The organism is Acidovorax sp. LjRoot66, assembly GCF_964253305.1.
Taxonomy (GTDB): domain Bacteria; phylum Pseudomonadota; class Gammaproteobacteria; order Burkholderiales; family Burkholderiaceae_C; genus Acidovorax.
This window is the reverse complement of record NZ_CAXUQU020000001.1, coordinates 5,727,187-5,740,519: the sequence shown is the minus strand read 5'-3', so window position 1 is coordinate 5,740,519 and position 13,333 is coordinate 5,727,187. Positions and strand designations below refer to the sequence as shown.

Below are 13,333 nucleotides of genomic sequence, written 5' to 3'. Positions count from 1 at the left end.
CCGAAGTTGTAAAACATGGGGTGGATGCGGTGAAATTGCCGAAAATGGCCCCATCTGATAACGATGTGCCACTTCCTGGAACCCCTGCCATGAAGCGATTTCCCCGCCTTTCCAAACTCGCCCGGCGCCTTGCGCTGTCGGGTGTGCTGGTGTCGAGCACGGCTGCGGTGCAGCCGGCCCCCATGGGCGCTGCGGGCTCGGCGCCCGGGTCCAAGACGATGCAGTCGTCGTCCGCCTCCCACTATGCGCGTTGGCAAGCCAGCATGGACGCGTTTGCCTCCGCCGACAAGGCCCAGGCGCCTGCCGAGGATGGCGTGCTCTTCGTGGGCAGCTCCACCATCCGCTTCTGGACGCAGTTGCCGCAGGATTTTCGCGACGTGCCGGTGGTCATCAACCGCGGCTTTGGCGGTTCCACCATGGCCGACTGCCAGTACTTCGTGAAGCAGTTGGTACTGCAGTACCGCCCGCGCCAGGTGTTCGTTTATGCCGGGGACAACGACCTGGCCGAAGGCCGCTCGCCCCAGCAGGTGCTCGAGAGTTTTGAGGGCTTTGTGGCCGCCGTGCGTGCCGAACTGCCCGACACGCGCATTGCCTATATTTCCATCAAACCGAGCCCCTTGCGCGCCGAGCTGATGCCCAAGGCCCGCGAGGCCAATGCCCTGCTTGCAGGCTATGTGCGCAGCTTGCCCAACAGCGATTACATCGACATCTTCACGCCCATGCTCGACCTGCAGGGCGCGCCCCGGGCCGAGCTCTTCGGGCCGGACCGCCTGCACATGAGCGATGCCGGCTACCGGCTGTGGCGCTCGGTCATTGCCGACTATGTGGGCCGTGGCCAGCCCGCGCTGCAGACTGCACCGGGCAAGGCGGGCAACGAAACCGCTGCGGCTGCGGTAGTCGCGGTACCTGCCCTGGCGGCCGCCCAGGTCAGCACCGGCCGCTGAGCTTCCCGCAGTTGCCTCAACCCGGCGCGACCTTGGCCTTCGGCGGGTCGCGCGGCTTGGGCTGCGCCCCCTGGCGGGCGGATGCAGGGGGATACATGGGTGGGCGTTTCTGTCCCGGTGCCAGAACCGCCGGCGGGGTGCTGTCCTCCCCGGGTTTCTTTTCCAGCCACAAGGTGGCGCGCGCCACCGCATACAACACGGCGAAGGCTGCGGCCAGCAGGGCCAGGTCCACTCCCCAGGGGCGGTCGTACTTCGCCCCCACCCCCACCAGCACCACGAGCACCAGCACCAGGTGCGCACAGAACACCGGCAGGGACGCCGATCCCAGCGTTTCCAGCCAACGTTGGCGCGGCATGCGGGCGGCCAGCCGAGGGCCGTAGTGGATGGCGAGCACCACCAGCGCAAACAGGTTGATCATGCGCATCGGCCCCAGCGCCCATTTGTCGAACCAGGGGTTGAACCCGGCGTACGGACCCTCGGGATGGAACGGTATTTGCCCGACCAGGTGGCGCCACCCCATCAGGGAGATAGCCAGGGCCAGGGCCAGCAGCACCGACCAGCGTGGAAACGTGAACGCCGGGGCATTCGGGTCATTGCGCGTGGCGCCCATCCACAGCCCCAGCATCCACAGGAACTGCCAGCTCCACATCACGAAAGCCCCCGTTTCGTTGAAGGGCACGGGTAGCGGCACGAGGGCGTTGATGCCGTCGTACACCCCGTGCGACAGACCGAACTGCGCGGCCAACCAGACCAGCCCGCTCACCACCATCACCGGCCGCCAGCCCCAGACAAAGGCCAGCACCATCACCCAGGGGCTGGCCAGCATGAACAGCACGTACAGCGGCAGGATGTCCAGGAGCGGCGGCTCATAAAGCAGCAGCAGCCCACCCACCAGCGCGGTGAACGGCTGCTTGACGTAGAAGTTCAGCAGGTCCACCACGGCAGGCTGCTCGATGCGGATGCCGATGAAGGCAATCACGGTGAACAGGAACAGCAGCAGCGCTGCGTGGCAGGCGTAGATCTTGAGGGCCCGGCGCCAGAAGGCGTGGTGCATCTCGGCCACGCTCTTGCGCCAGGCCACACGGCCGTAGACCATGCCGGCCATGTAGGCCGACAGCAGCACGAAGCCCTCCGCCGCCGAGACATAGCCGAAGGGCTGGCCCAACGGCGAGGTGAACCGCGTGGGCAGATGCGTCACCGTCATCAGCAGCAGCATCAGCCCCCGGGCTGCATCGATTTCCCAATTGCGTGGGGACGGAGCGGTTGCGGGGGCCATGGAGGCTCTTCAGGCGAGGGTGCGCACCTTCGGCTCGCGGTCCCACTGCCGTGTCTGCGCGGCCGCGATGAAGGCCTTGCTGTCCTTGGGGTCCATCACGCCGGCATCGGGCTCTATGCCGGCGGCCTGCACGATGGCCTGCGACCCTGGGCAGGCGCCGATCGCCTTGAGGTGGCCGAAGGCATCGCGGAACCAGTCCACCGCGGCGGCTTCGCGCGAGAGCTTGTTGCCCATCTCCGTCGAGAGGATGGAGGCCACGGCATCGAACACCGTGGAAGGCGTGCCGGCCAGTTGGCCATCGGCGGGCAGCCGGCTGCCGTCGTCCATCTTGGCACCGCCCACCTTGGGGGCCACGATCTTCACGGTGGCACCGGCCTTTTCCACGGCCTTCTTGAAAGTCGCAACCGACTTCGCGTTGGAGCCATCGTCCACCAGCAGGCCCACGCAGCGGCCCTCCAGCGTGGGCTTCATGCGGTCGATGATGCGCAGGGCAGGCGAAAGCGGCATGTCCTGTGGCTGCACCGCGGCGGCGGGAGCGGGTGGCAGGGCGTCCATGCCCAGGCCATCGGCCACGCGCTGGGCGAGGGCTGCGTCCACATGCTGCAGGTGGCCCACCACCGCTTCGCGCACATGCACCGTGGCCACCTTGGAGAGCTCGAACACGATGGCCGAGGCCATGTGCGCCTGCTCCACCTCGCTCTGGCTGCGAAAGAACATGCGCGCCTGGCTGTAGTGGTCGGCGAAGCTCTCGGCGCGCACCCGGCCCTTGGCGCCGTCGTCGGCGGGGCGCTCGGCAAAGTGTTTGAAGCCCTGGGCCAGCGAGGCGCGCGGCGTATCGCCCTGCAGGCTGCTGGGCTCGTAGTTCACGCGGCCCTTGGGCACCTGCATCTGCATGTGGCCATCGCGCTGCATGTTGTGGAACGGGCACTTGGGAGCGTTGACCGGGATCTGCGCGAAATTCGGGCCGCCCAGGCGCGACAGCTGCGTGTCCAGGTAAGAGAACAGCCGGCCCTGCAGCAGCGGGTCGTTGGAGAAATCCACGCCCGGCGGCACGTTGGCGGGGCAGTAGGCCACCTGCTCGGTCTCGGCAAAGAAGTTGTCGGGCCAGCGGTTGAGCACCATGCGGCCGATGGTGCGCAGGGGCACCAGCTCCTCGGGGATCAGCTTGGTCGCGTCCAGGTGGTCGAACGGGAACTTCGCCGCGTCTTCGTCGGTGAACAGCTGCACGGCAAAGTCCCACTCGGGGTAGTTGCCGGCCTCGATGGCCTCGAACAGGTCGCGGCGGTGGTAATCGTTGTCTGCCGCCTGCAGCTTCACCGCCTCGTCCCACACGGTGGACTGGATGCCGAGCTTGGGTCGCCAGTGGAACTTCACGAAGGTGCTTTTGCCCTCGGCGTTGACCAGCCGGAAGGAGTGCACCCCAAAGCCCTCGATCATGCGCAGGCTGCGCGGGATGGTGCGGTCGCTCATGGCCCACATCACCATGTGCAAGGTTTCGGGCATCAGCGAGACGAAGTCCCAGAAGGTGTCGTGCGCGCTGCCCGCCTGGGGGTAGCCACGGTCGGGCTCCATCTTCACGGCGTGAACCAGATCGGGGAATTTCATCGCGTCCTGGATGAAGAACACCGGGATGTTGTTGCCCACGATGTCCCAGTTGCCCTCCTGGGTGTAGAGCTTGACAGCAAAGCCGCGCACGTCGCGCGGTGTGTCCACCGATCCGGCGCCGCCGGCCACGGTGGAAAAGCGGGTGAAAACGGGCGTCTGCACGCCGACTTCGGTCAGCACGCGGGCGGTGGTGAATTCGGCCAACGACTCGGTCAGCTCGAAGTAGCCGTGCGCGGCTGTGCCGCGGGCGTGCACGATGCGCTCGGGAATGCGCTCGTGGTCGAAATGCGTGATCTTCTCGCGCAGGATGAAGTCTTCGAGCAGCGTCGGCCCGCGGGGGGTGTCGCGCAGCGAATTCTGGTTGTCGGCGATCGGAATGCCCAGCTGCGTGGTCATGACGGGGTGATCGCCGCCGGCTTGCTGTTGCAATTCGTCACCATTGCCACGCTGGGTGTCTGGGGACGGGGTGGTGGAAGGGGTCGAACGTGGCTTATCCGCAGTTTTGCGGATGGCTGGGGACTTGGCCATGGATGCTCCAGAGAAGGTGTCGTGGGACGGATCAACAAGCATCTTTCGCCAGGGAAGGTCACGACGGGGTAGGACCATGGGCCGTCCTCCTGTCGGCCGCGTAAAAATGACCTCTGCGTGAAGTGGTGCACGCTCTGGATACGTAAGTGCTTGCAACGCAGGCCTGCATGCCATGCGGTTTTGTTACGCTTGCCAGTTCCTTTGGAGGGGATCGCGTGAAAGCCAAGAACTGGATGTTTGCCGCCGGCCTGCTGCTGGCCACCGTGGCCGCAATGGGGTCGGCCCATGCCCTGCAGATCACGAGCCTGTCCCCCCAGGGTGAAGTCGCCCGTGTGCGCCAGATGGTGGCCAAGTTCGACGCGGCCGCCGTCAATTTCGGCGACCCCAAGGCCCCAGCCCCGCTGACCCTCAGCTGCAGCGACGCTGCCGCCACCAAGGGCAACGGCCGCTGGACAGGCGAGAAGGAGTGGGTTTTCGACTTCGAGAACGACCTGCCCCCCGGCGTGCGCTGCACCGCTGCGGTCAAGGCGGGCTTCAAGTCGGCCTCAGGCGCGGCGCTGACCGGGCCCACCAGCTTCCAGTTCAACACCGGTGGGCCGTTCGTGCAGAACATGCGCCCCGGTACCTACCAGGAGATCGACGAAGAGCAGGTCTTCGTGCTGCAGCTCAACGGTCCGGCCACGCTCGAGAGCATCAGGGCCAACACCTGGTGCACGCTCGAAGGGGTGGGCGAGAAGGTGCCCGTGCGCCTCATCGAAGGCAGCCAGCGCGACGAGATCCTCAAGTCCCTGGGCCTGGACAAGCGTGCCGCGCAGCAGCCGCTGCAGTACGTGAGCCTGGCCTGCAACCGGCGCCTGAGCTCCGGTTCGCGCGTGCAGTTCGTCTTCGGCAAGGGCGTGGCCACGCCGAGCGGTGTGGCCAACGCGGTGGAAAAGCGCTTCGACTACAAGGTGCGCGAGCCCTTCTCGGCCGAATTCAACTGCGAACGCGAGAACGCGCAGGCCGCCTGCCTGCCCATCCGCCCCCTGTCCCTGACATTCAACGCCCCGTTGCCACGCAAACTGGCGGCCGCGATCCGCCTGAAATCGGCCAAGGAGACGATCAAGCCCCAGTTGGAAGGCGGCGCCGACGAGGACAAGAACCCCGATGCCCTGGTCAACAGCGTGCAGTTCGCCGCCCCGCTGGCTGAGAACACCCCGTTCACCATCGAGCTACCCAACGACCTCAAGGATGCCTCGGGCCGCACGCTGCGCAATGCCGACAGCTTCCCGCTCAAGGTGGCCACGGGCGGCATGCCGCCACTGGCCAAGTTTGCGGCCGCACCCTTCGGCATCGTCGAGCGCTTCGCCGAAGGCCCCGAAGGCCCGGCACTGCTGCCCGTGACCCTGCGCAACGTGGAGGCCGCCCTCAAGGTGCAGGGCCTGCAGGCGGGCACCGGCACACCGGCTGCTCCTGCCGGCAAGGTCAGCACCCTGCGCCCCACGAGCGATTCGGACATCATTGCCTGGTTCCGCAAGGTCAAGCGCTACGACAACTACAACATCGACCGCAAGGAAGCGCGCCGCGACACCAAGGGCCCGCTGCCCAAGGTGATCGACAACGAGCGCGACTACGTGCAGTCGCGCATGGTCTCGCTGCTGGGCGGCCAGGGCGGTGTGAAGACGCTGGACCTGCCCAAGCCCGCGAGCAACGACCCGCGCCCCTTCGAGGTGGTGGGCATTCCGCTCACGCCCGGCTTCCACGTGGTGGAGATCGCCTCGCAAAAGCTCGGCACTTCGCTGCTGGACGAGCGCCATGGCGACGCCCGCACCATGTACGTGCGCACCTCGGCACTGGTGACCAACCTGGGCGTGCACTTCAAGCTCGGCCGCGAGAACGCGCTGGCCTGGGTGACCAGCCTGGACAAGGGCCAGCCCGTGGCCGGCGCCACAGTGCGCGTGTCCGACTGCACCGGCAAGGAACTGGCCACCGGCACCACCAACGCCCAGGGCGTGGCCAGCATCGAAGGCCTGTCGCCCGAACCCGAGCAGTGCGGCGAGGACGGCGAGCGCTCCTACTTCGTCAGCGCGCGCAGCAAGGGCACCGACAACGTGGAGGACATGGCCTTCACCTGGACCGACTGGCAGCGCGGCATCGAGCCCTGGCGCTTCAACGTGCCCACCAGCAGCGAAGCCAACCCCAACGAGCGCGCCCACACCATCTTCGACCGCACGCTGTTGCGCGCCGGCGAGACGGTGTCGATGAAGCACCTGCTGCGCAGTGAAACGCGCAAGGGCTTCGCGGTGTCCGACACCCGGCCCGAGACGCTGGTGATCACCCACATCGGCAGTGGCCAGCAGTACACGCAACCCCTGGTCTGGCGCACCACGGCCACGGGCGGCCTGAGCGCGCAGAACACCTTTGCCGTGCCACCGGCCGCCAAGCTCGGCGTGTACTCGGTGGAGTTGCGCTCCGACGCCGGCAATGAACGCAGCCTTTCCACCGGCCAGTTCCGGGTGGAGGAATTCCGCCTGCCGGTGCTCGAAGGCCGCATTGCCCCCGCTGACAAGAAGGCCCTGGTGCGCGTGCGCTCCGTGCCCACCGACGTGCAGATCAACTACGTGGCCGGCGGCGGCGCGGCCAACCTGCCGGTGCGCGTGTCGGCCATGGTGCGCGGCAAGTCCCTGCAGTACAACGATTACGACGCCTTCAGCTTCAACCCGCCGCGCAAGCGCGGCCAGTCGAGCAACGGCAACAGCGACGATGAAGAGGCTGCAGCCAGCCAGGACAGCCGCGTGATCGCCGACAAGCTGCCCGTGACGCTGGACCGCAATGGCGCCGGCAAGGTCACCATCGACAACGTGCCCCAGGGGCGCCAGCCCCAGGACCTGGTGATGGAGGCCACCTACGCCGACCCCAATGGCGAAGTGCAGACCCTGCGCAGCACGCAGACCGTGTGGCCTGCGGGCGTGGTGGCCGGCATCAAGACCGAAGGCTGGGTCTCTGCCCAGCAGAAGATCCGCTTCCAGGCGCTGGCACTGCAGCACAACGGGTCGGCCGCGGCCGACGTGCCCCTGCAGGTCAAGGCCACGGCGCGCATCACCACCACCACGCGCAAGCGCATGGTGGGCGGCTTCTACAGCTACGACAACCAGACCGAGACCAAGGACCTGGGCACCGTGTGCAGCGGCAAGAGCGACAGCCGCGGCCTGCTGCTGTGCGAATCCAAGCTCGACGAGGCCGGCGAGGTGGAACTGGTGGCGATCGCCAGCGACCGCGAGGGCAACACCAGCGAGGCCGCGTCCTCGGTCTGGGTCACGCGCCAGGGCGAACTGTGGTTCGGCGGTGAGGACCACGACCGCATCGACCTGCTGCCCGAGAAGAAGAGCTACCAGCCCGGCGACACCGCCAAGTTCCAGGTGCGCATGCCGTTCCGCTTTGCCACGGCCCTGGTGGCCGTGGAGCGCGAGGGCATCATCGACACCCGCGTGGTGCAGCTCAACGGGCAGGATCCGACCATCGAGCTCAAGATCGAAGAGGGCTGGGGCCCGAATGTCTACGTGAGCGTGCTGGCCCTGCGCGGGCGCCTGCGCGAGGTGCCCTGGTACAGCTTCTTCACCTGGGGCTTCAAGTCGCCACGCGAGTGGTGGAACTCGTTCTGGTACGAGGGCAAGGAATACCAGGCCCCCACGGCCATGGTGGACCTGTCCAAGCCCGCCTTCCGCCTGGGCCTGGCCGAGATCCGTGTGGGCACCAAGGCCCACCAGATCGACGTGAAGGTCGTGGCCGACAAGGAGAGCTACCCGGTGCGCGGCAAGGCGCAGGTCACCATCACCGCCACCTTGCCCAATGGCAAGCCCGCCGCCAACGCCGAGGTGGCCCTGGCCGCCGTGGACCAGGCGCTGCTGGAGCTGATGCCCAACACCAGTTGGAACCTGCTCGAATCCATGCTGCAGCGGCGCAGCTGGGGCGTGCAGACCTCCACCGCGCAGATGGAGATCATCGGCCGGCGCCACTACGGCAAGAAGGCCGTGCCCGCCGGCGGCGGTGGCGGCCGTGCGCAGACGCGCGAGTTGCTCGAGACCCTGCTGCTGTGGGAGCCCGCGCTCAAGCTCGACGCCAATGGCCAGGCCAAGGTGACGGTGCCCCTGAACGACGCCCTCACCACCTTCAAGATCGTCGCTGTGGCCGACGCCTCGGTGGGCCTGTTCGGCACCGGCAGCACCAGCATCCGTGCCACGCAGGACCTGCAGATCATCAGCGGCCTGCCGCCGCTGGTGCGTGAGGACGACCAGTTCCGCGCCCAGCTCACGCTGCGCAACACCACCAAGGCGGCCATGAAGGTCGAGGTGTCGCCCCGCGCCACGCTGCTGGATGTGAAGCCCCAGACCATCGACATCCCCGCCGGCGAGTCGCGCGAGGTGGCCTGGAACGTGACCGCCCCGGCGCAGCTGGCGCAGACCCGCTCCGAAGCCATCCTCTGGGAGATCGATGCCAAGGATACGGTGAGTGGCGCGCGCGATGCGCTCAAGGCGCGCCAGCGCATCATCCCGGCGATCCCGCTCACGGTGCAGCAGGCCACGCTGCTGCAGGTGGACGACAGCTTCAACCTCGACGTGAACCCTCCGGCCGACGCACTGCCCGGCCGTGGCGGCCTGAAGATGTCGCTGCAGCCCAAGCTGGCCGAAGGCCTGCCCGGCGTGCGCGACTGGTGGGCCAACTACCCCTTCATCTGCCTGGAGCAAAAGACCAGCAAGGCCGTGGGCATGCGCGACGGCAAGCTGTGGCAGACCGTGGTGGCCCAGTTGCCCACCTACCTGGACAGCGACGGCCTGGCCAACTACTTCCCGCCGCGCGACGGCGATGCTAACCGCGGCAGCGACACCCTGACGGCCTATCTGCTGGCGGCCACGCACGAGGCCAGCAGCATCGACCCGGCCTTCGCGCTGCCCGATGAAGCGCGTGCACCCATGGAGCGCGGCCTGATCGCCTTCGTCGAGGGCCGTATCCAGCGCGAGTTCTGGAGCCCGCGCAAGGACCTGGACATGCGCAAGCTGGCCGCCATCGAGGCCCTGTCGCGCTACGGCAAGGCCCAGGGCCGCATGGTCAGCAGCATCACCGTGGCGCCCAACCAGTGGCCCACGCACTCGGTGATCGACTGGGTCAACGTGCTGCGCCGCGTGGCCGACGTGCCCGAGCGCGACAAGCGCCTGGCCGAAGCCATGCAGGTCCTGCGCAGCCGCCTGTCCTTCCAGGGAACCAAGCTGATCTTCAGCACCGAGCAGGACGACTACTGGTGGTGGCTGATGCAGAACGGCGACGTGAATACTGCCCGCCTGATGCTGGCCGTGATGGACGATCCGACCTGGAAGGACGACATGGGCCGCCTGGCCAACGGCTTCATCAGCCGCCAGCAGGGCGGTGCCTGGCACACCACCACGGCCAACCTCTGGGGCGGCCTGGCGCTGGAGAAGTTCTCGGCCAAGTTCGAGGCCACGCCGGTCGCGGGCAACACCAAGGCCAGCCTGGGGGCCAACAGCGCCAGCGTGGACTGGAGCAAGGTCGAGCGCATCAAGACCTCTGACGCCAGCGGTGCAGCGCACCAGACCACCTGGTTCGGCGCACCGGCGGCCCCCGGCAACCTGCGCAACAACAGCATGTTCCTGCCCTGGGCGGCAGCGGGTGGCAAGGAGAGCCTCTCCGTGGCCCACCAGGGCTCGGGCAAGCCCTGGCTCACGCTGCAATCGGTGGCGGCCATCCAGCTCAAGGCCCCATTTGCTGCCGGCTACGCCATCAAGAAGACCATCACCCCGGTGGAGCAGGCCAACAAGTCGCTGCCTGCCGGCCAGTACACGCGCGGCGACGTGCTGCGCGTGACCCTGGAGGTCAACGCCAGCGCCGACATGACCTGGGTCGCCATCACCGACCCGGTGCCCGGTGGCGCCACCATCCTGGGCAGCGGCCTGGGCCGCGATTCCGAGATCGCTACGCAGGGTGAAAAGCGCAGCGGCAGCGGCTGGCCGGCGTTCGAGGAGCGCAGCTTCGAGTCCTTCCGCAGCTACTACCAGTACCTGCCCAAGGGCACGGTCAAGATGGAGTACACGGTGCGCCTGAACAACGTGGGCGACTTCGCGCTGCCCCCGAGCCGCGTGGAGGCCATGTACGCGCCCGAAATGTTCGGCGAGTTCCCCAACGCCCGCGTGAAGGTGGAGGCCGCCAAGTGACACTTCGTACTGCAGCGCCACCACGCAGGCCCGGGCCATGAACGCCAGCGTCTTCGTGGAGCTGCGGTTCTGGGTGCTGGTGGTCTTCTCGCTGGTGCTGCCTGCGGGCATCTATGCGGCGCTGCTGCGTACCCGCGCCATCTCGCGCCTGGCGGTGCTGGGCTTTGGCATTGCACTGGTGCTGATTGCCGGGGTCGACGTCTACCTGCTGCAAAGCCTTGCGGCGTTGGCCCGGCATACCCCCTCGATGGCCGACGATGCGGTGTTTCTCTCCGAACTGTCGATTGCCCTGTATGTGCTCCCCGTGGTGTTCGGGGGGATCGGCGTGAACCTGATCTCGCACGTGCTGCTGCACCACCTGACCGAAGCGGAAAAGCGTTTTGAACGGGAGCATCCCGGTGCGTGAAGCATGCCTGTGGTGGCGCCGTCTGGCGCTGGCCTTGGCGGCCGCAGTGGCGCTGCCTGCCCACGCCATCCCCACCTTCGCCGAGGTGCGCCAGGACTTCAAACCCTCGGACACCCTGGTCCTCTCGCAGGAGGGTGAGGTCGTCCAGCGCCTGCGCACCGATGCCACCGTGCGCCGGGGCCAGTGGGTGCCGCTGGCCGATGTATCGCCCGCGTTGCGCGCGGCCCTGGTGCTCAGCGAGGACAAGCGCTTTTACGAGCACAGCGGGGTGGACTGGCGCGCGGCATCGGCGGCGGCCTGGGGCAACCTGTGGAACCAGCGCACACGCGGTGCCAGCACCATCACCATGCAGCTGGCCGGCCTGCTCGACGGCGACTGGCGCCAGGGGCCGGGCGGGCGCAGCGTGGTGCAAAAGCTCGGCCAGACGGTGGCCGCCCAGGTGCTGGACCGCCGCTGGCGCAAGGACCAGGTGCTGGAGGCCTACCTCAACCTGGTGCCGTTTCGTAGCGAGCTGGTGGGCATCGATGCGCTGAGCCGCACCCTGTTCGACAAGGCCGCCCACGGGCTCGATGACCGCGAGGCGGCCGTGGCCGCTGCGCTGGTGCGCGCCCCCAATGCCCGGCCTGCACTCGTGTCGCAGCGGGCCTGCGGCGTGCTGCGCGACCTGCAGCAGCGCCCCGGTCAGCCCGCGGTGCGCGTGGACTGCGATGCGCTGGACCTGTTCGTCACCGCGGCCCTGCAGCGCCGGGCCTTCGACGCCAGCGAGGGCATTGTGCCCCATTTCGCCCGCTACCTGCTGCGCCAGCAGCAGGCCGTGCCGGGCGCGGCCCCCGTGCCTGAACGGGTGGCCAGCACCCTGCGGGCGCCCCTGCAGCGTTTTGCCGTGCAGACGCTGGCCCAGCACCTGCGCGAGCTACAGGGCCGCAACGTCGAGGACGGTGCGGTGCTGGTGCTCGACAACGCCACGGGCGCCGTGCTCGCCTGGGTGGGCTCGTCGGGGCAACTGAGCCAGGCCGGCGAGGTCGATGGCGTGCAGGCCCTGCGCCAGCCGGGCTCCACGCTCAAGCCTTTCCTGTACGCCCAGGCCATTGCAGAGCGGCGGCTCACCGCGGCCTCGCTGGTGGACGACTCGCCCGCGCACATCGCCACCGCCAGCGGCCTGTACATCCCGCAGAACTACGACCGTCAGTTCAAGGGCTGGGTCTCGGCGCGCACGGCGCTGGCCGCCTCGCTCAACGTGCCGGCCGTGCGCACGCTGGTCATGGTCACGCCCGATGCCTTCCACCGCCAGCTCGGCGCCCTGGGCCTGCCGTTGCGCGAGAGCGGTGACTACTTCGGCTACAGCCTTGCCCTGGGCAGCCCCGAGGTGCCGCTGCTGCACCTGACCAACGCCTTTCGCACCCTGGCCAATGGCGGCAGCCGGGGCTCCGTGCGCGTGTGGCCCGCACAGCCCGGCGCTGCGCCGGTGCGGGCCATCGATGCCGGCGCCGCCTTCATCGTGGGCGACATCCTGGCCGACGGCAATGCGCGCTCGCGCACCTTCGGCACCGACAGCGTGCTCGCCACGCGCTTCTGGTCGGCCGTGAAGACCGGCACCAGCAAGGACATGCGCGACAACTGGGCCGTGGGCTGGTCCGAGCGCTACACCGTGGGCGTGTGGGTCGGCAACGCCAGCGGCGCCGCCATGCATGACGTGAGTGGCACCAGCGGCGCGGCACCCATCTGGGCCGCAGTGATGGGCTTCCTGCATGCGCGCGAACCCAGCCACGCGCCAGCGGCTCCCAAGGGCCTGGTGCGCCAGGCCGTGCAGTTCGGCGCCTTGCAGGCTGCGCAGGGGAGTGCGGCGGGGGCTGCGGCATCGCTGCCGCTGGAGGCCGCGCGCCAGGAATGGTTCGTCCCCGGTACCCAGCAGGCGCGCTTCGCCATCGACCTGGGGCCCACCGACGAACCAGTGGTCGCCAGACGCGGCGCCAAACCTTCCCGGGCCTTGCCTGCAGCAGCGGTGGAGGCCGCCGACGATCCCTCGGCGCGGATCCTGGCGCCGGTGCCGGGCACGATCATTGCGCTCGATCCCGACATCCCCCCCGACCGCCAGCGCCTGCAGTTCGTGGCCAGTGGTGGGCGCGACCTGCGCTGGCGCATCGACGGGCGCGAGCAGGGGCGTGGTGCACGCTGGGCCTGGCCGCCCTGGCCTGGGCGGCACCAGCTGGAATTGGTGGATGCACATGGCAAGGTGCATGACACGCTGCAGTTCGAAGTGCGGGGGGCGGGCGTGCTGTCGCGCAAATAAGTGCCTGGAAAGCCCTGCCTTTCTGGCCATGGGCGGGCTATCGCCAACGTTACACTGTGTTGCAACTAACCGGGAGGTGTG

General features: G+C 68.3%; 6 protein-coding genes. 4 read left to right on the top strand and 2 right to left on the bottom strand.

Annotated elements, in window-relative coordinates:
- Positions 1-89 precede the first annotated feature (89 nt).
- Entirely contained in the window at positions 90-944 is an 855-nt protein-coding gene (locus tag ACSQ3Y_RS26910; protein ID WP_436179412.1) for an SGNH/GDSL hydrolase family protein, read from the top strand.
- Between the two features lie 16 nt (positions 945-960).
- On the opposite strand, the gene opgC is transcribed toward ACSQ3Y_RS26910, so the two are convergent.
- Complete coding sequence (opgC, locus tag ACSQ3Y_RS26905; protein ID WP_436179411.1) at positions 961-2,220, bottom strand: OpgC domain-containing protein; 1,260 nt, start codon at positions 2,218-2,220, stop codon at positions 961-963.
- A gap of 9 nt (positions 2,221-2,229) precedes the next feature.
- Positions 2,230-4,353: a catalase gene (locus tag ACSQ3Y_RS26900; RefSeq protein WP_436179410.1), complete on the bottom strand. Its 2,124-nt coding sequence runs from the start codon at positions 4,351-4,353 to the stop codon at positions 2,230-2,232.
- A gap of 233 nt (positions 4,354-4,586) precedes the next feature.
- On the opposite strand from ACSQ3Y_RS26900, the gene ACSQ3Y_RS26895 reads away from it, so the two are divergent.
- The 3 genes from ACSQ3Y_RS26895 to pbpC are packed head-to-tail and all read left to right on the top strand — an operon-like array spanning position 4,587 to position 13,252.
- Positions 4,587-10,556, top strand: a complete 5,970-nt coding sequence (locus tag ACSQ3Y_RS26895; protein ID WP_436180179.1) for an MG2 domain-containing protein — start codon at positions 4,587-4,589, stop codon at positions 10,554-10,556.
- Between the two features lie 37 nt (positions 10,557-10,593).
- Positions 10,594-10,962 (top strand): hypothetical protein, encoded by a 369-nt coding sequence (locus ACSQ3Y_RS26890; protein WP_057268415.1) that lies wholly within the window; start codon positions 10,594-10,596, stop codon positions 10,960-10,962.
- On the top strand, positions 10,949-13,252 hold the full coding sequence (gene pbpC / locus ACSQ3Y_RS26885; RefSeq protein ID WP_436180178.1) for a penicillin-binding protein 1C: 2,304 nt from the start codon (positions 10,949-10,951) through the stop codon (positions 13,250-13,252). Before ACSQ3Y_RS26890 ends, pbpC begins: the two co-directional genes overlap by 14 nt.
- The last annotated feature ends 81 nt before the right edge of the window (positions 13,253-13,333 follow it).